14 protein-coding genes are annotated in these 18,751 nt (G+C 53.4%); all 14 read left to right on the top strand.

Annotated elements, in window-relative coordinates:
- The first annotated feature begins 14 nt into the window (after nucleotides 1-14).
- The 14 genes from C173_RS35005 to C173_RS17150 all read left to right on the top strand — a co-directional run bounded on the left by C173_RS35005 (nucleotide 15) and on the right by C173_RS17150 (nucleotide 18,751).
- The gene (locus C173_RS35005) at nucleotides 15-5,366 is read left to right on the top strand and encodes a sugar-binding protein (protein ID WP_051478125.1); all 5,352 of its coding nucleotides are present in this window, start codon (nucleotides 15-17) and stop codon (nucleotides 5,364-5,366) included.
- Between the two features lie 267 nt (nucleotides 5,367-5,633).
- Nucleotides 5,634-6,782: an AMP-binding protein gene (locus tag C173_RS17210; protein WP_051478124.1), complete on the top strand. Its 1,149-nt coding sequence runs from the start codon at nucleotides 5,634-5,636 to the stop codon at nucleotides 6,780-6,782.
- Entirely contained in the window at nucleotides 6,775-7,056 is a 282-nt protein-coding gene (locus C173_RS17205; RefSeq protein ID WP_036726752.1) for a phosphopantetheine-binding protein, read from the top strand. Before C173_RS17210 ends, C173_RS17205 begins: the two co-directional genes overlap by 8 nt.
- Nucleotides 7,057-7,082: 26 nt before the next feature.
- On the top strand, nucleotides 7,083-7,355 hold the full coding sequence (locus C173_RS17200) for an acyl carrier protein (RefSeq protein ID WP_162174698.1): 273 nt from the start codon (nucleotides 7,083-7,085) through the stop codon (nucleotides 7,353-7,355).
- Between the two features lies 1 nt (nucleotide 7,356).
- Complete coding sequence (locus C173_RS17195) at nucleotides 7,357-8,304, top strand: DUF6005 family protein (RefSeq protein ID WP_036726749.1); 948 nt, start codon at nucleotides 7,357-7,359, stop codon at nucleotides 8,302-8,304.
- Nucleotides 8,267-9,640, top strand: coding sequence for a glycosyltransferase family 4 protein (locus tag C173_RS17190; RefSeq protein ID WP_051478123.1), 1,374 nt, complete (start codon nucleotides 8,267-8,269; stop codon nucleotides 9,638-9,640). Before C173_RS17195 ends, C173_RS17190 begins: the two co-directional genes overlap by 38 nt.
- A complete protein-coding gene (locus tag C173_RS17185; protein ID WP_036726747.1) occupies nucleotides 9,627-11,423 on the top strand; it encodes an ABC transporter ATP-binding protein in 1,797 nt (598 codons plus the stop codon). Before C173_RS17190 ends, C173_RS17185 begins: the two co-directional genes overlap by 14 nt.
- Nucleotides 11,420-12,964, top strand: coding sequence for a class I adenylate-forming enzyme family protein (locus C173_RS17180; protein WP_036726743.1), 1,545 nt, complete (start codon nucleotides 11,420-11,422; stop codon nucleotides 12,962-12,964). The genes C173_RS17185 and C173_RS17180 overlap by 4 nt, the downstream gene beginning before the upstream one ends.
- The gene (locus C173_RS17175) at nucleotides 12,948-13,205 is read left to right on the top strand and encodes an acyl carrier protein (protein WP_036726742.1); all 258 of its coding nucleotides are present in this window, start codon (nucleotides 12,948-12,950) and stop codon (nucleotides 13,203-13,205) included. Before C173_RS17180 ends, C173_RS17175 begins: the two co-directional genes overlap by 17 nt.
- Nucleotides 13,202-14,344, top strand: coding sequence for a phenylacetate--CoA ligase family protein (locus C173_RS17170; RefSeq protein ID WP_036726741.1), 1,143 nt, complete (start codon nucleotides 13,202-13,204; stop codon nucleotides 14,342-14,344). The genes C173_RS17175 and C173_RS17170 overlap by 4 nt, the downstream gene beginning before the upstream one ends.
- Before the next feature lie 4 nt (nucleotides 14,345-14,348).
- Nucleotides 14,349-15,341: a hypothetical protein gene (locus C173_RS17165; protein WP_036726740.1), complete on the top strand. Its 993-nt coding sequence runs from the start codon at nucleotides 14,349-14,351 to the stop codon at nucleotides 15,339-15,341.
- Nucleotides 15,331-16,200 (top strand): sugar phosphate isomerase/epimerase family protein, encoded by an 870-nt coding sequence (locus tag C173_RS17160; RefSeq protein WP_036726738.1) that lies wholly within the window; start codon nucleotides 15,331-15,333, stop codon nucleotides 16,198-16,200. The genes C173_RS17165 and C173_RS17160 overlap by 11 nt, the downstream gene beginning before the upstream one ends.
- Nucleotides 16,197-17,483 carry an ATP-grasp domain-containing protein gene (locus C173_RS17155; protein ID WP_036726737.1) on the top strand — a complete coding sequence of 429 codons (1,287 nt, stop codon included), beginning with the start codon at nucleotides 16,197-16,199 and terminating at the stop codon, nucleotides 17,481-17,483. Before C173_RS17160 ends, C173_RS17155 begins: the two co-directional genes overlap by 4 nt.
- Nucleotides 17,480-18,751: a hypothetical protein gene (locus tag C173_RS17150; protein ID WP_036726735.1), complete on the top strand. Its 1,272-nt coding sequence runs from the start codon at nucleotides 17,480-17,482 to the stop codon at nucleotides 18,749-18,751. The genes C173_RS17155 and C173_RS17150 overlap by 4 nt, the downstream gene beginning before the upstream one ends.

Below are 18,751 nucleotides of genomic sequence, written 5' to 3'. Positions count from 1 at the left end.
AAGGAGGATTGTCAATGATGTCAAAACGATTTGGCAAAATGCTCGTGTTCCTATGTTGCTTGTTAATGGTGGCGTCACTAATGCCTGCCAGCTTTGCCGCCGCCACTGACAACAACGAATATACAGAAGCACTTAATAGCGACAGCAGTTCTACAGATCTTACAAGCTTGCAGACAAATGAAACGCCTACCGCCATTTTTGGCACTCCCGAACTCGGGGCAAACGACCCGCTGTGGGCCCTGACAATGGAGCATCTCATCAACAAAAGCGCTGTGCCCGGCGACCCCAGGCCCCATTCCACAGGTACAGCCAGGATCCTTTGGGACCAAGATTACCTGTATGCCCGTGTAGTCGTGGAGGACAGCAATCTATATCAGGGACCCGGCAATGATTATCAGTACGACGGCCTGGAGTTTTATGCCGGCGCTGGAACCCAAGGCGCGAATCAATGGCGTATCAGCGCGACGGGCGTGTTTTCAGGGCAAAACGCTCCGGGCAGAGCTGCGTGGACTGAGATCACGGACACAGGATATATCGTGGAGATGAGAATACCTAAAAGAACCTTGAACTTGCAGGCAGGCCCTTTTACCTTTGAAGTATATATCAATAACTCGTCGGAAAAGGGCGGTGACCGCTATGAAGTCGTTTCCTGTTTCGGAATTCCGGATGCGGCTTACAACAATGCTGCCTCTTATACAAACAGCCTGAATCTCATTGAAGCCAATGAAGCGGACGAGAGATTCTCAATCACCGCTACGGCGGAATCGGGCGGCCGAATAACTCCGAACGCACCCGGCAATGTTCTGAGAATAGCCAGCGGCTCAGACACAACCTTTACGGTTACCCCCGATTATGGCAAAACTGTAGACACCGTAAAGGTAGACGGAGAGGACGCAGCTCTATCCGATGACGGCACTTATACCTTCTCAAATGTTGTCGCTAACCATACCCTTCAAGTGACTTTCAAAAATGATTCGGCCGCGGAGTTGCTCCCCTTTATTGTATGGAATGACAACTTCGCCCGTGGCGAGTACACGACGGCTGTTATCATTGACTTAGGCGGAGGGAAGTCGGCGGAAAGCTCCAAGCTTAATCCGGACTTGTTTACCGTCTCGGCCAGGAACACGACCCTGAACGGCGACTCGGTAACCTTTGAAGGGACGCGCAAGATCACTAGGGTATACGCCAATGACGAACCGAAGGTACGCGGCTATCTGGGGACGGTAAGCCGTTCACCGGATTATCAGGAGGGACTGGAACGCGGCCGTTACATCGTAGTTGAGTTTGAGTTTTATTCAGAGAGCGGCGGCAATATAACACTGGATGGCAACATGAACTCAACAAAACAGGTTTACAGCGTCGTCCAAAACGGCGAGATTTTACTGACAGAAGGGGATCCGCTTAACTACGCGGTTTTTGAACAGGAAAAAGTTGTGAATCCGATCCTTGACCAATTTACAGCACCTACGGGCAATTCGGTCAATCGCGCGCTCTACCTTCACAAGGATGGAAACGGTGAGGTGTCGCGGGGCTTGCCGCTGTATGTCTATACCCACGGCAGGGGGCGCGGCGGCACAAGCGCTGCGACTGACCCAAAAGCGGCGATGAAATCCGCGAACGGCTCGGTCGCTCTGATGAAGAAAATGGAAAAGTCTCCCGAGAAATACGCCAGCCATATCCTGAATATTTCCTATAATGGCACGAGTACTCCCTCCACAGCCAATGTTAAGAAGGTTATAGACGACCTGGTTGCCAGCGGTGCAGTGGACCCTAACCGTATTTACGCGGCGGGCTTCTCATGGGGCGGTCAGTATACGAACAGCTTAATTAACGCTTATCCCGGCTTCTTCGCGTCCGCCGCACCTATGTCTCCGGTAAGCGGCTCACCGAACGCGAACGCCAACTACGTTCACACCAACCTGGCCTATTGGATGTTTATCAATGAGTATAACGTTGGAGTATACCAGACTAACCTCGCTAACTTCATAAACACCAATATGCCAAAAATGATCAACGCGAGAGCTTCGCGCTTTGAGAGCAACGAGGCTCTTATATGGCCTTACAATCAATTTGATCAGCCGAATCAGAAGCCGAATCCGAACCATTCACCTGCCCTGAGTGATTCGGTGGCGCATGAAGTTGAAGCGGCTGTTCTTTACAATGACATAACGATGGGGACGTGGAGCATAGCGCCAACAGCGCAGTCCTCTAACTTGCCGGCTTGGAACAATGATTACACTGACGTCTTTGATTGGATGTTCGCGCAGACCGCAGCAAACCATCGGCCTGTTGCCGGATACGGTTCACCTGTACTCAGCACTAACGACAAACTGTGGGAACAAGCTGCGGCGTTTGACATCAACAACAGTAGCGCACCCGACCAGAAAATAGGCCCCAAGGCCACCGGCAAAGCCAAAGTATTTTGGGACGAAGACTTCCTGTATGCACGCGTTGTGGTTACAGACCCGAATGTGTGCACCGGTCACACGCCTGGCACTGAGTACATGACCGACAGCGTGGAATTTTATGTCGGTGACGGAAAAAGTGGCTCAAACCAGTGGCGTATTGGCGCAAGCGGTATTTTCTCAGGTCAAGCCGCTGAGGGCCGCGACGGTTCAGTTACACGAACGGATACCGGGTATATCGCGGAAGTGAAGATACCTAGAAGAACCATTGAATTCACAAGCAATTCCCCGATTACGTTTGATGTGTATATCAATAACTCAACTGGTGCAGGGAATGACCGTTATGAGGTTGTATCCGCTTTAGGTAAGCCCGATGCGGGTTATGGCAGTTCTGACAGTTTCAAGAATAGCTTGCTGCTGCTTGGGAGCTCCACGGTAACCAGACATCCCGTTAACGCCACGGCAGGATTAAACGGCACCATCTCGCCATCCGGCTTGATTCGGGTAGCTGACGGCGGAAGCCAATCCTTTACATTCACTCCGATCGGCGGTTATGTCGTGGATACTGTAACTGTAAATGGAGAGTCTGTAGAGATTGCAAACAATACCTATACCTTGAATAACGTGAACACCGATGACAAGGTAATCCATGTTACCTTCAAACCCGATCCGGCCGCAACGTTACTTAACTTTATCGTATACAATGATAACTTTGCCACCGGAGAATTTACCACAGCTGTTATCATTGATCTGGGTGCGGGAAATGAAGCTGTGGGTGCCGAGCTTAGTTCAAATCTGTTTACAGTATCGGCGAGGAATACTCTGTTCAACGGTAGCCTGGCATATCAAGGCACACGCACCGTCAGTAGAGTATACGTCAATGACCAACCTAGACCCAGAGGGTATAAGGGTGTGAACCAGAACTCCCCTGATTATCAAGCTGGACTTACTAAAGGCCGCTACATCGTTGTAGAATTGGAATTTTGGACATTAACCGGCGGACAGTCCACTTTGGAAGCATCCAAATCCACCGTCCAGAATTACAACATTGTATCTAGTGGCGATATCAAGCTTGATGGCAAGGCTGCCATTGTTAAGTCGGCTTTCGCACAGTCAGGTACCGTCAATGAAATCATCGACAAATTTGAAGTGGGTCCCAAAATTGATAAAGCGGACGCGATGCAGTATGGACTCTATATTCATAAGGACGGCAACGGCGCTCCGGTAAAAAGGCTTCCCCTTTACATCTATGCTCACGGTTCTACCCGCGGCGGTACACAGGACGGGGATACCTTTGCGCCCATCAGGTCCGCCAACGGAGCCACCGCGCTTATGAAAAAAATGGAGAAGAACGCTAAATACGCTAGTCATATCATCGCTTTGCGGGCGCAAAACAACGTTCAGGCAACACCTGCTACCTTAAAGGCTTATATCGATGATCTGGTAAGTAAGGGACTTGTTGACCCCAACCGTATTTACATGGCAGGCTTCTCTATGGGAGCCGCTTATACGAATACTTTCTTGACGACATATCCCGATGTGCTCGCAGCCGCGGCGCCTATGTCTTTTCCACCATCAATCAACGCGAAACAAGCCGATGCTCTTAAAAGCTTTGCATACTGGTCATTCGTTAACACCACTGATTCTTCAACAATAAAAACAGGGGCGGAAGCTTATATAGCGAATATAATGCCCCTATTGGAAAACGCTAGGCACACGTTCATCGACAGAAATGAAATATTCGTCTGGCCTTATGACCAATGGACCAAGGCGGAAGCACCTGTTAATGGAACCAATTGGATTCCTTCCGGCCATGAGATGGAAGCTTCAGTTCTGTGGAACAATATTTCAGGGTACACAGATACTTTGTCCAATGTAGGTTCCAACAAGGAGTGGAGCCTTAAGCCTACGGCGCAGTCCTCTAAGTTGCCGACTTGGAACAATGACTACACTGACGTCTTTGATTGGATGTTCGCGCAGAGAAAAACGAGCGTACCCGGTGCTTCTGGTGGCAATACCGGCAATACCAGCAGTTCGGGCAATACGGGCAATACCAGCACCAGCAATACGGGCAATACCAGCACCGGGACAGTCACTGGATCGTTGAAGCCGACCTACACAGTGAACACACCGAAGGATAAGCCTGCGGTCACGGACAAGAACGGCAACACCATCCTGCCCGGCGGCGGCGAGATTACGACCAAGGGCGGGACGAAGATTAAGGTACCCGAAGGCACGACTATAGACTCAAAAGGTAAGGTGACCATTCCGGCGGGCAAGAGCGCCGAAGTGACACTACACGGCGGCGCGAGTGCCGGCTTAGACAAAGGCATGTCGCTGAACATCCATGAGGGTACGGAATTTGTATTTGAAGACGACACCCCGCTGGGCTTCCGTGTGGTGTCTGGCAATCCTTTCAGGGATGTCAACATGGACGACTGGTTCTACAGCTACGTAAACTCCGCCTACACATACGGTCTTTTCAACGGCACGACGTCCACGACGTTCTCACCGGGCACCTCAATGACGCGTGCGATGTACGTGCAGGTACTGGCCAATCTTGAGAACGTAAACCGCTCCAGCTACACGAATTCCCGTTTTAGCGACGTGATGGATGGGCAGTGGTACACGGCGGCAGTCGAGTGGGCGGCCGAAAGCGGCATCGTCAACGGTATAAACGCAGACCTGTTTGAACCCAATTCACCGATTACACGCGAGCAGATGCTGGTGATGCTGTACAATTACATGAAGTACAAGGGCTATGAGATACCTGAAAGTCAATCGAAGTCCTTCGCGGACGAGAGTCAGATCAGCTCATGGGCGTTGAAGGCCGTTCAGGCACAGCAGGGCATCGGAATTGTATCAGGCAAGCCGGGCAACTTTTTTGCCCCCCAAGCCAACGCCACCCGCGCTGAAGTAGCTGCTATCTTTATAAAGCTCATCGAATATCTCGCTAAGTAAAAGCGTAAATAGAAACATGTGGACCCTTTCGGTTGGGCAAGATCCAGCCGGAAGGGTCTCTTTTTAGCAATCCTGATTACAAGGGAAGGAAAACGTCGTTATGTGGCGAAAATACTCAAAGAAGTAAAAAAATCTCATGGGAAAGGAGACCCCATGTTCATTGTTAATAAAGAACATTATGACCAGCATGAACTGGAACGTCGAATACACGCGATATACGCATTATTGGGTTCCTCTGTTTGGAAGGAACGGCGGACAGCTGTATGCATGAAGGAGCCGGCGAATATTCTGGCCGCCACGGAGCTGATTATTAGGAATGAGGGTTCGGTGCTTCTGATAAACGGCGACACCCCGATTGAAACCGCTCTCAGTCAAGCCGATGACGCAGGCTGTACGGGTCTGCTGACCGACGCAGGAGGCAGCGCCGTCTTTCACCCTCTACACTCAAGCCTGGATCGGATTCATGGTGAGCCGTCCTTGCTTCAATTCAGCTCCGGCACGACCGGCGCTCCCAAGCTAGTGCAGCGGTCTTGGTCTCATGTGCAAATGGAAATCGAGGCCTACAACAAGCTGCTGCCCTGCAGCGGGGAGGATACACCGATCATTCTGGTGCCCGTATCCCATTCCTTCGGATTCATCACAGGCACGCTTTCCGCACTTAAGCGCGGTGTAGAGCCGGTTATCGTGACGGACAAGAACCCCAAGTTCGCCCTGCATCTCATGCAGCAGCATGATCGCCATGTGGTGTATGCGGTGCCCTTCCTCTTTCAAATTCTGCTCAGTCTGATGAGAGAGAAGGTGCTTCTTAGAAAGCTGGTATCCTCTGGTTCCCCGATGTCTGCAGAACTGCTGAACAGGCTTGGGGGTGCAGAGGTGGAGGTGATCCAGCAATACGGGTGCTCTGAGGCGGGCTGCATCTCGCTTGGCGACCGGCCCTCCGATTCTACGGATGCCGGGATGCTTCTGGAGCATATGGCAATGGAAAGGGCCGGAACCCGGGAGCAGCCGGATGAAATCATCATTGCCACAGGCGGACGCCGGATTCATACCGGAGATTTGGGATATTGGTCGGGCGGCAGGCTTCATGTTCAGTGCCGGATGGATGATCTGATTAATGTGTCAGGACTGAAGGTAGCTCCCTCCGAGGTGGAGGATGTCATCCGAAGGCTGGACGGCGTTCAGGAAGCTGTCGTGCACAAGGCTCCGCATCCCGTTTGGGGGGAGGCTGTCAAAGCCCGAATCGTCCGGAAGGGCGATGCGCTGTCTCAGGAGGAGGTGAAGAGGTGGTGCGCGCGGTTTCTGCCTGCTTATAAAGTTCCGGGCTTTATTGCTTTTACGGAGGACATTCCGAAGACGAGTACAGGGAAGGTTATGCGAAAACAATTGGTAGAAGAGGAGTATGGTATTCATGGATAAGGAACAAACGATAGCTCAATTGAGGCAGGTCATGTCCGAACAATTGGAGCTCGCTCTCCCGGACGTCATTAAAGAGGAAGACCGGCTGTACGAAGACTTAAACGTAGATTCGATCATGGTACTCCAATTGGTGGTCTACATCGAGGAAGTGTTCAACGTAACTGTTCCCGAGGAGGATTTGGATCCTGCCGTCTTCCAAACGGTCAGTTCTTTAGTCGATTTCATCCATGCCCTTAAGGGGGAGCCCATCGCCCAAGTGGAAACCAAATCTTAAGATCATAGAAAAGGATGGATATGATGATGAACGTGAATGAACAGGATATCATACAATTCGTGATTGACCGGGTGGCCGATTTGACCTCCAGACCGGAGCTGGCGGAGGAATTGAATGGGGACGCCCCATTGGAGGATGCAGGCGTGGATTCGGTGCTGCTGGTCAACCTGATGATGCAGATTGAACAGCAGTACGAGATTTTTTACGAGGACGACGAGCTTCTGCAGGAGAACTTCGCCACCGCGCGCTTGATCTCACAGCGCATATTGGCCAAACGGGCCGTTCAAACCGAGGTTTGATGTGAAACAAGCCCATTGCTTTCTGAACGGACTCGGTTATGGCTTGGAGCAAGCCGGATGGGATGAACGTCCGCTCTATATCGGTGCTTGGGACGCGCCATTCAGCGTTACGGAGGACGGCAAGCTGACCTATTTCTCAGCGGACATCACCCCGTCCGAATATTTGCAGCTGTTCACCCGTCTGTACGGGGAAGGGGCCGTGGAGTGGTATGATTACGGGGCCGAAAAGCTCATCAACCTGAAGAAGTTCCTGGAGGTCCTGCGGCGTCATCCGGAGCTTCCAGTTTTGGTACAGCTTGACCTGTTTCATATGCCTTATCAAAAAAGAACGTTTCAAACCATGCATCAGCCCCATTTTGTCATCGTACACGGAATGCGGGGCGGTCAATTCATGGTATACGACCGCTATTTTGAGTGGGAAGGATTAGTGGCCGCGAGCCATGTACACGATGCTTTTCTGAGCAATGAGCTGGGCGGGGGACTGCTGCTTCATCCCGAATGGCTGCATGCGCCGGACGCTCACGAGGTGGCGAGAATCTTCGAGGATACGATCGAGACCGATCCGGGTGAATGGTCGCTAACCGGCACGGTGAGGCGGAGGATTATGCAGACGGTGGAGTCGCCCGATATGTATCCGCCCGGGGCCTTGAAGGATGCTGTATCCCAGCTAGGCATCCTCGCCAAACGCAAATACAGCTACGGGCTGCTGTATCAATATTTTTCGGAAGCGCTTAATCAAGGTACGGAGCTGTATCAGGAGCAGCTGGAAGGCTTCATAAGAATGTGGAGTACGCTCGCTTACCTGGTGATCCGTACGTCCATGCCGGGACGAACCGGAGAAATCGGACTGCTGGTGGATAAGGTGGAGCAGTTGCACAGGACGGAGCAACAGCTGAAGGAGGAATTGACCGATGTCTATCACCGCTGGAAACCTCGATTTGCATGCTGAGTACAGACCCAGGGTGGGCTGCTTCGATGGCCATTCCCCCCGGTTGAACGAACGGGTGATTGATGACCAATGGACAGGGTATCTGGCTGAATATACGGAGCTGGTCCGCATTCCGCCGGTACGTTTTGCCAAGATCTTCGGGGGTTCGCTTCGCCAGTTCTCCAAGCAGCCGATGTCTTCGCTTCCGCAAGCATCGGAGCGGCTGGCCCGCTTATGCGAAGAATACGGAATCGATACGCTTTATGTGAACGCTCCTTATTTCATGCCTTTCCTGATGCTGGTTCGGAGCTTCGCCAAGCTTCCGCTTCGCTTCATGGTTATCGCCCATTCCGTCGCATCCGCCCGTTGGCTGACAACCTGGCTGTCCTGTGCGCCTTGGATTACCGAACAGGATGTGCTGCTTGCCAGTACGGAATCTTGCAGACAGGCGCTGGTGAATATCTCCCCCCGGTACGCGCATGCCCATAAGATTCCGTTATGCATCGACACCTTGCTGGCTGCGGAGCCGGTTCGGCCGCTTGCTAGTAAACGTCTGCTATCCATCGGCCGGCTGGAAGAGGTAAAGAACATTCATGTGCTCTTAGAGGCTATGGCGGAAATCAAGCAGCGTGTCCCGGACACGGTATTGACGATTGCCGGAGAATATACGGGGGCTGTGCAGGAAGCTGACCGGTATCAAGAACGGCTTGAAGCCATCGTAGCGAAATATAGACTGGAGCAAGCCGTGGAATTTACAGGTCCCGTCCACGGGAGTGAGAAAGACCGCCTGTTCCGGGAATCCAGGCTTCTGGTCAACCTCTCCACCGATCCGGGAGAGACGTTTGGCTTCAACCTCCTGGAAGCGAAAGCCCACGGTCTTCCTGTGGTCTGCACCAACTGGGACGGTTTCCGGGAGCTGCTTGTTGACGGCGAGGACGGTTCCTTTGTCCAGGTAGACTGGTCCGGTGAACATCCTAAGATCGATCTGGACGAGCTGGTTCGCTGCTGCACCGAGGTTCTGCTGGATGAGAAGTTTCACGGCAATCTCTCGCAAGGCGCGCGGCGCAACGCTCTAATGTACGACTATCGAACCATCATGCCGCAGATCAGGAGGCTCCTGAATGCTCCCCTTGGACAGATAGCGGGTGAGGCGGAGGAGACCGCCCTGCTGGAAGCTTCTATGAGAACGCTGAACGAAATCTATCATTGCAGCTTATTGGAAGCGACAGGCTGCTTGAGTGAATCGTCGCTGTCGGTTCTGGATTGGCAGCCGCCCGGTGACACGGAGGAATGGATGCGCAGGGTGAAGCCGCTTATTCAACATTTTGCCGGGAGGAACCATCATGCACACGTTTAAACTCTTCCGACGTCTTGCTCCCTACGTGAAGATCAAATGGAATTTAACCTTGATCGCTTATGCTTGCACGTTCCTGCAATTGGGACTCGTCATGCTTCAGCCCTTAATCTTCGCCTATCTGATCGACCATGTGCTAATTGAAGGAAACCGTGACCTGATTGTCCCGCTGCTTAGCCTTTCCTTGGGAATAGGTGTTCTCTCCATCGTGTTCCTGTTTATCCGGGTAGGTCTGTTCCGCTATCTGGGCATCTGTAATATGCTGGATATCCGGGACGAGCTGTTGAAGCATGTCCGGCAGATTCCCATTCCGGAGATTCAGAAGCATGGACCCGGGAAATTCACGGCCTTGCTCGGGATGGATACAGCTACGATGGGTAATTTCCTCAACCACATTCTGGTCGAGATTACCTCACAGCTGTTTATGATGCTGATATCCCTCGGAATCCTGTTCTATATGGACTGGCGGCTTGGCATCGTTGCGACGCTTAGTATCCCCTTCCTCTTATGGGTGCCAGGGCTGTTCCGCAACGCTGTGGTGCGTTATTCGTCCGACGTTCGAACCCACAATGAAGAGATCGGAGCCTATCTCTATGAAGCGATCGAAAGCTCGCAGGAAATCCGGGCTTTAGGACTAGAGGGATGGGAACGGAAGCGGAATGAAACGATGTACAAGGGGCTGGTGAAGGCCAGCACTCGGGAAACGCTGTATGCCGTTATGTCGTTTCAAATCAGTGGTTTCGTGATTAGCCTGATCCTGGCTGCCATCTATTGGGTCGGCAGCTATCAGGTGCTCCACCAAATGTTGACCGTTGGCATGATGGTTGCTTCCGTAACCTATCTGCAAAACGCTCTGAATCCGGTACAGCAGATTAACAACTTTTTCAGAGAGCTTCAAGGCGCGGAAGTTGCAATGGGCAGAATCGAGCAATTCATCCAGACCCCGATCGATCTCTATTCGGAAAATGAGAGGAAGCAGGCTTCGCCTGCAAGGGAGCCTCAGCTTGAAGCAACGCCATCCGATATTGAGGTGAGCAGTCTGCGCGTCGGGTACGGTGGAACGGAAATCTTGAAGGATCTATCCCTGTCGCTGTCTCCGGGCAAGGTATATGCTTTCGTCGGGCGAAGCGGGGCAGGGAAATCCACCCTTTTCCGGGCGCTTATCGGGATGATGCCCGTTCTCGAAGGTGAAATTCGTATCGGCGGACAGAATCTGGAGGAGATGACCCGCAGCGCAATCAGCCGCAAGGTTGGCATCGTGTTCCAGGAGCCTTACTTGTTCCGGGGTACCCTTATGGAAAATATTGCTGTCGGGAAGCTGGACGCGACGGAGGAGATGATCCTGCAAGCAGCCCTGAATGCGCGGCTCGGCTCTCTGCTGGATCAACTGCCTGAAGGACTCCACACGAAGATTGACCATAAAGGCTTCCAGCTGTCTGGCGGACAGCGGCAGAGGCTGGCTATTGCGCGTGCCCTCTTGCATAATCCCGATATTCTTATCCTGGACGAACCGACCTCCGCCTTGGACCAGCTTACGGAGAGTGAACTCATGAATTCCATACGCCACGCCATGGCGGGCAAGACGGTTCTGGTAGCCACCCATCGCCTGCAAACCATTATGAACGCGGACCGTATTCTGGTGATGGAGAACGGTTGTCTGGTGGCGGAAGGCGACCACGAAGAGCTCATGAAGCAATCGCCTGAGTATTATGCTATGGCATCGACCTTCGAGCGCGATACATCTGTGGCCGGACAGGCATCTCATAAAGAGGGGGTTACGGCATGAATGGCACAGGCACCCTCAGGGAATTGTTTCAACGTGCACGAAGGCATGACCGGGGAATCACTTACGCGGCACGAAGCGGCGAGTCCGATTGGACAAGTTATGCGGAACTCGGAAACCGCATGGACCTGCTCGCTGAACGGCTGAAGCAGGAGCAGCTGCGTCCGAATTTTATCGGGGCCGTCTGGATGGCTCCGACGCCGGAGTGTCTGGCTGTCATCGGGGCCGTCATTTTGGCGGGAGGCATTCCGCTCCCCATCCACAGCTACATGCCGGGACAGGACATGCTTCGCCTCATCCGCAAATTTGAACCCGAAGCTGTGTTCGTCTCGGAAGAGAATCTTCCAATCCTTGCGGAATGGAACATGCAAGGGGAAGAGCTGGCATTCTGCCTGTATGCAGGTATGGCAAGCGGACCGGTTGCAGGAATCGGCTCCGCTCCGCGGCCGATACGCCGGTACACGCCGCCAGAGGCCGCGCGTATGATATTCCTCTCCTCCGGTTCGACGGGAGAGCCGAAGGGTATCATGCTGAGCGACCACAACATGCTGTCCAATGTGGACGCAATCCTGGACTACACGTCTCTGTGCGACAAGGACATCGTTCTGCTCTCGAAGTCACTGGGGTACTGCTCGACCATTGTTGGGGAATGGTTTGCCGCCATGGCCTCCGGAGCCAATCTTGTGCTAAGCGGGGGCTTCGTGCATCCCTTCGAGATGATCCAGTGCGTCCGTACGAACAAGGTGACCTTCTTATGTACTGTACCATCTGCGATCCTGCCTCTAATCCATTCCGCCAAATGGTCGGCGGAGGATCTGCTCACGCTCCGGCAGATGCTCATTGTCGGCGGCCCGATGCCTGCCGTCATGCTGCTTCGTCTGGCTGACCGTCTGCCTCACGTGCGGCTGACGCCCTCCTATGGACTGACCGAAGCATCCCCGCGCGTCTCATATTTGCCCTATGCGCAGTTGAGGACGAAGCCGCAATCCGCCGGAATACCCATTAACGGCGTCGAGCTGGCCATCGTTCAGGACGGAAGGGAGGCGGCAACAGGGGAGAGTGGAGAGGTGGTCGTTCGCGGGCCGAATGTGATGATCGGCTATTATGACGATCCGGATCGCACCCGCGAGATCCTAGGCCCCCTTGGCCTGCATACCCGGGATACCGGCTATCTGGACGAGGATGGATATTTGCACTTGACCGGGCGGACCGATAACGCTCTCCTTGTCGGGGGACATACGGTGTACCCGGAAGCGGTCGAAAGCGTCCTATTAAGCTTGCCTGGGGTGGCGGACGCTGCTGTGTCGGCCGTAGAAGACCTTCAATGGGGACATCGTCTGATTGCCGTGGTCGTATCCGAAGCTTCCACAGAGCCTGTCAGCAGCCCGGAGCTGCATGCCTGGTGCGTAAAGCGGTTATCCTCGGCCTTGCGTCCCAGAGAATTCCGCTTCGTTACGGCTCTGTCCAGAACCGCCAGCGGAAAGCTGGACCGCAAAGCCCTGAAATCTATGGTGAAGGAGGAAGAGCATGTCCACCGAGCATGAAGATCTATTCTTTAAGGTGAGAGAAACAATAGCCGCTGTGGCCAAGAGGCTAACAAGCGAGGTCGAGCTGGACCATGCCTTGGTAGATGATCTGGGAATCGACTCCATTCAAATCCTGGAGCTTCTGGCGGCCCTGGAGGATACATTCAGCTTTGAGCTGGATGTGGACGATATTCGCCCGGAATCGTTCCGAAGCGTCCAGGCCGTATTGCATTTAGTAGAACGCAAGGTGGCTTCATGAAAGTGTTCACCCCGGGCCATTTGCAAGAGCTGGCCGACGAATTGCGCCGGACTTATCCGTTTTATAACCCTTATACGGACGTTGATTTCCATCAGCTGCCGATTACAGACAAACACTTGATCGCAGGCAACCGCGCCCTTTTCGAACATCCCGATGTAGGAAGGGTGATCGAATCGTTCACCTCGGGAACTACCGGAGTGCCGCTGCGCTGCGTGAAAACCCCGGAGGAGATATGGAAGCTCTCGCTGACCCTGTATAAGCATAGAAAAAAGTGGGGGCTGCCGTCCAGGCACCGGATGCTGCTGCTGAGCAACCGTCTGCTGGCGGAGCCCAGGTCTCTTAGACATTATGCAGAGCTGATGATCAGCGAAGATCCTCATTTTATCCAGGGGAGAGCCTCCGCTCTCTGCGCGTTGGCCGAATATATGCGTGACGAGGGATATTCGTTGCCGTCTTCCCTCCTGTTTACCCAGAACTGGGGCGAAACGCTGCATGGCTCCCAGAAAGAACGGATCGAGGAGGTATTCCGCGTTCCATGCGTAGACTATTACGGACTGGAAGAGTTCTGGTGTATCGCGTTCGCAGGCCAGAACGGCCAACTGGAAATCGATGAGTCCGCCGTATATGTGGAAATTATCGATCCGGCCTCCGGACACCATGTAGAGGAGGGGGAATTCGGCGAAGTGCTGGTCACCTCGCAGATCATGAAGAGTCTGCCTTATGTCCGTTACCGGACAGGGGATATCGGAAGTATGCGCAGGGACCCTGAAACCGGCCGTCTCCTGCTTCAACTGCTTCCCGTCCGAACCTCCCAGATCCGGCTGCCTGGAGCGCAGGTGCATTCTGCCGTCTTCCGGTATTTGGACAAGTTTTTTTGGGAGCTTGCTGCAGCCAGAGGAGTCCGCCAATTTCAGATCGTGCAGCATACGTACACTTCTTTTTCCGTCCCGCTGGCGACTGAAGCCCCGCCAAGCGAGTTCGGGGACGTGCTGACCAAGCTATCCGCTTTTCTTCACCAAGCGGCGGGCAAGACGGTGGAATTGTCCATAGAAACCGTCTCAAGGCTTGAAGCCGATCCTGTCAGCGGCAAAATACCGTCCTTTGTCTGCCGTATTTCCTCAAATGAAGAAGGAGAATGAAGAGATGACGTCTCATACGGATACGCCGGCTGCCAAGCCGGAAATGTTGAAGCTGGCGGCGATGGAATGTGCAGCTTCCTGCATCCTGACCCACTTATACCGGTCCGGGGCCAACCCTGATCTGTTTCTGCTGGATTACTGGAATGTTAATTATGTGTCGCGCATTATTACAGCGAGCCAGCATGTGCGATTGAACAAAAGCTTGCCCTTTCTGTACGGCATCCATCTGGTCTACAAGGGAACTGGACCTGAGGCGCTAAAGCAGTCTGTTCAGTCAGGGAACCGTGCGGTAGTGAAATGCCGCCCATCCGATCTGGATTTTTTTCCACCCCATATGCTGGGCATGGCGGAGAGCGGATTCGAGCATTATATCCTCGCAGACAGCTTCGATGAAGTGCGTAACGCCTTCAGAGTATTCGATCCCATTGTCGATTTCAACGGCTTCCTGACCGGTGAAGAGCTTATGCGGGCATCGGCGGAGCCGGGAGAGGAGGAAATCATTTACTACGAGCTTCAGCCGGATCTAGAAGGGAAGGGGTTCGAGTCTCCCGGCAAGCGTGATATCTTCGCCTATGCAGCCAAGCGAAACTACGACATGTATGTCCGTTCTCAATACAGTTCGGGTACCGCCGCATTGGACAGCTTTGCCCGGGATTTGCAGGAATCTCTAGCTTTAAGCCCGGAACAAACGTCGAACTGGTTGAGCCAGAACTCGATCGGTATTGCTTCCATAACCAAGCTCCGCTCCTCCATATGGAAGAGCTTTACCGGGCTGGGCGTGATGGACAAGGGACAGGTGCTGGAAGGGACGAACCGGATCAGCGGGATCGTGAAGTTATGGACTACACTGAATTTCCTGCTTGTGAAATACCGCAAGCACATCGGGGACGAAGCGCTGCTGCGCTCGGCTCTTGCCAGACTGCGGGAAATTCGGGATGCGGAGCTTCAATTCCTAGCCTGGATGAATGGAATAGGCGGTGATCTGACTGCGGTATAATCTATGCACGATTTCTTTTCGGCACGAGCTGGTATCCTTCCGGGAGCTGCTCCGTTATGCTCTTGATACGGGCTTCAACGGTATAGAACTGTGGGGCGTGCATGCCAAGGCTTTGCTTCGCCAACGGGGACAGGAGCTGGAAGATATGCTGGATGAAATGTTCAGCTACGGGCTCGAAATCAACATGCTTAGCGATTATATCCCTCTCATGGGGAATCTCCCAATGGACGTTCTACTTAAGGAATGGCAGGAAACCGTACAGGCGGCCAAAGCGTTCCACACAGATAAGCTCAGGATTTTCGCCGGAAGCCTGAGCAGTCAATCTCTTGATGAGAAGGACTGGGAGCTTTGCACCGAACGTTTAAATATCCTTTGCGCCGTAGCAGAGAGGGAAGGGGTCTATACCGTGGTTGAGACTCATCCGGGAACCGCTGCCGACGGCTTAGATTCCACACTTCAACTGCTCCGGCAAACCGGCCACCCTGCCTTGAAGCTGAATTTGGACTTTCTGCACATTTGGGAGTCGGGCGCTGATCCCCTTGCCGCTTACGAACGCTTGAAGCCATGGATTGTCAATATCCATCTGAAGAATGTGGAAGCCCGGCAATGGCTCGAAGTATTCTCTCCTAACAATATATATTCTCCGAGCGGCAGCCGCAGAGGTATCGTACCCTTGGCCGATGGAGAAATGGACTGCCAAGCCATCATGAAGCGCCTTATCCTGGACCCTACCCAGGCCCCGGTATCTCTGGAATGGTTCGGAGCCAACCCCTTTCAAATCTTAAAGTCGGAGCTAGGCTGGCTTAAAGGGCTGGAGTCCGGTCTCAAGCCGGAGAAAGTGGAGGTGACGGGAACATGAATAACGCACCTTATGTGGAGCATCTGACCGGAACGCGCGCACCGAAGCTCTGGTACTCCAATATTAATTGGGAACAAGGAAAAGCCGCTCAAGCGATTCGCTTACCCCAAATTAGCAATGCGTCCGGAGACCGGCTCGTCTCGCAAATGGATCTCTACCAGATTTATTTGGCTGACCGGGATGATCTTGTTCTCCTGAAAGAGGCTCCGGATCCTGAATTCCTAGCTTATTTGGAAGAAGAGAAGATCATCATGCCATCCATCGCGATTGGCACACGGTCTGAATATACCGGTGAGTTTCGCCACCGGATTGCTGTTCCTTACTTGATGGACGAGCAGGAGGAGCAGTTTCTCAAGGAAAACGGAGGGAGCTGGATCGGCCCGCCAGCCCGATTGTCCGTGGAACTGAACAGCAAGATCGCAACGCGTAAATTATGCGAAGAAATCGGCTTTCCAGTCAGCGACGGCAGGATATGCGAGGGGCTTGACGCGATCCGCCGTACTTGCGCCGAGTTGGAGGGACGGCATCCTGGAGCCCGGCTGGTTGTAAAAACCGCTTACGGTTCTTCCGGCAAAGCGCTGTTCCATATCCATCGGGGCGCGGATTTGGAGACGCTGCTCGCATATTTACAGAGGCAGATCTCCCGGGGAGGCGGGCAACCGGTGGTGACGGTGGAACGCTGGCATCAGGTCGAGCGCCATCTGACGGCACAGCTCTGGCTGGGGGGAACCGATTGCGAGATCCTGGCTATGACCGAGCAGAGGATTACGGATGCAGGAGTTTACAGGGGGAGCCGGCTGCACCCGGACCTTCCTGAATCCTTGATCGTAGCTTATACCGAACAGCTGCAACAGCTAGGGAAATCTTTACATTCCCGGGGCTACGAGGGTTTCATCGGGGTAGACTCCATACTGGATGAAGACGGAACTTTAATACCGGTTATTGAGATCAACGCCCGTCTGACCATGGTCACGTATTTGCTGAAGATCCGCAAGCACTTGCTCGAACGCGGGTTTCCTAGAATGGAGACTCAATCCTATGATTTCAAGCTCCACCCTGGAGCCACATTTGCAGAATTTGCCGAAAAGGTGGCATCGATAAGGATCTCTGCCGAACAAGGCGGGGCATTCGTGTATGGTTTCCACCGTGATGGGGAATCGGCAGACCGTATCCGGCCTTGCAGGGTCTCGGCTCTGAGCTGGGGTGTGGACGATGAAGCTGAGAAGCTTGCCCGTCAAGGGCTGGAGGAAGCAATCATGGAATGGAGGGGAGCTGTCATATGACTATGGTTTCACAACAACTGTCTAATCAGCAGGAAGTGGGCCAACCCTTTTGGCTGGAAGCAGCCGAGCCGTTTGGATCACCCGTTTATGTATATGACGAGGGAAAGCTGGCCTCCGATTATTTTTCGCTGCGAGACGCTTTACCCAAGGATGTGACGCTATATTATTCCATGAAAGTCAACCCCAATCTGGAGGTATGCCGTCTCATCAACGGCTGGGGTTCGCCGATCGAAGTCGCATCGGTGGGGGAATATGAGATTGCCCGCTCTAACGGGGTAAATCCGAACAGCATCGTGTTTACCGGACCGGGCAAAAGCGCGGACGAGATTCATCATGTGCTTCGCCATGGGATCTACGCGATTAATGCAGAGTCCATCCCCGAGCTATTCGTCATTCACGATGAAGCTGTTGCGCTTGGTATGGCCGCTCCCGTTATGTTAAGGGTCAATTTGTCTACTGGAGCCAAAGGCTCGCGTATGTCATCGGTCGGACTTGCCTCCCAATTTGGCATCGACGACTGTGAAATTAATGAAGCGGTGCAAACCGCCATTAACCTTGAAGGGCTAGAGCTGATTGGATTGCATACGTACCAGGGCACGCAAAATTTTCACCTCGACTTTTACCGGGAGAGCGTTCCGATGATGTTCGGTCTCACCCGGCAGGTGCGAAACCAATTCGGCCTGCAGCTTCGATGCTTAGGGCTCGGCGGCGGTTTCGGTGTTCCCATGTTTGAAGGCGATGAGCCGTTTCCTGTCGAAGCTTTCGGGGCGTATCTTGCCGGGGAGTTAGAGCGCAACCGGGATTTGGAACTCAAAATGGTATTCGTAGAATCAGGGCGGCGGATTGCCGCAACGATGGGGATTTATGCGGTCAGAGTGCTGTACACCAAGCTCTCCAGAGGCAAAGCCTTCGCCATTGTCGATGGGGGAACCCATCACCGGGCTTTTTCCAGCCTGATGGGACGAAGCTTCAAGCAGCCGCTGCCTCTTCAGCTTTGGAAGGCGGGGGAGCGCAGGCTATACGAATCCGGTGAAGGAGAAGGCCGGATCTCCTACAATGTCTGCGGTAAATTGTGCACTCCCGCAGATGTGCTGCAAGGCAGCGTCATGCTCCCCCCTCTAGAGCCGGGGGATTGGATCGCGTTTCCCCATATGGGGGCATATGGCTTAACCTGCGGCAATATTCATTTTCTGTCTCATGCTCTTCCGAAGGAAGTGATTCTCCGCCCTGACGGTACGTTAAATGATGTGAGCTGGCTATCCACCTAA

This window comes from Paenibacillus sp. FSL R7-277, from assembly GCF_000517965.1.
In the GTDB taxonomy this organism is placed as follows: Bacteria; Bacillota; Bacilli; order Paenibacillales; family Paenibacillaceae; genus Paenibacillus_AQ; species Paenibacillus_AQ silagei.
This window is presented reverse-complemented; position numbering and strand designations above follow the sequence as displayed.

What these genes read in the sequence shown, in the direction of transcription:
- C173_RS35005 (WP_051478125.1), top strand. Translation starts at nt 15, where the DNA reads ATGATGTCAAAACGATTTGGCAAAATGCTCGTGTTCCTATGTTGCTTG.
- C173_RS17210 (WP_051478124.1), top strand. Translation starts at nt 5,634, where the DNA reads ATGAAGGAGCCGGCGAATATTCTGGCCGCCACGGAGCTGATTATTAGG.
- C173_RS17205 (WP_036726752.1), top strand. Translation starts at nt 6,775, where the DNA reads ATGGATAAGGAACAAACGATAGCTCAATTGAGGCAGGTCATGTCCGAA.
- C173_RS17200 (WP_162174698.1), top strand. Translation starts at nt 7,083, where the DNA reads ATGAACGTGAATGAACAGGATATCATACAATTCGTGATTGACCGGGTG.
- C173_RS17190 (WP_051478123.1), top strand. Translation starts at nt 8,267, where the DNA reads ATGTCTATCACCGCTGGAAACCTCGATTTGCATGCTGAGTACAGACCC.
- C173_RS17185 (WP_036726747.1), top strand. Translation starts at nt 9,627, where the DNA reads ATGCACACGTTTAAACTCTTCCGACGTCTTGCTCCCTACGTGAAGATC.
- C173_RS17180 (WP_036726743.1), top strand. Translation starts at nt 11,420, where the DNA reads ATGAATGGCACAGGCACCCTCAGGGAATTGTTTCAACGTGCACGAAGG.
- C173_RS17175 (WP_036726742.1), top strand. Translation starts at nt 12,948, where the DNA reads ATGTCCACCGAGCATGAAGATCTATTCTTTAAGGTGAGAGAAACAATA.
- C173_RS17170 (WP_036726741.1), top strand. Translation starts at nt 13,202, where the DNA reads ATGAAAGTGTTCACCCCGGGCCATTTGCAAGAGCTGGCCGACGAATTG.
- C173_RS17165 (WP_036726740.1), top strand. Translation starts at nt 14,349, where the DNA reads ATGACGTCTCATACGGATACGCCGGCTGCCAAGCCGGAAATGTTGAAG.
- C173_RS17155 (WP_036726737.1), top strand. Translation starts at nt 16,197, where the DNA reads ATGAATAACGCACCTTATGTGGAGCATCTGACCGGAACGCGCGCACCG.
- C173_RS17150 (WP_036726735.1), top strand. Translation starts at nt 17,480, where the DNA reads ATGACTATGGTTTCACAACAACTGTCTAATCAGCAGGAAGTGGGCCAA.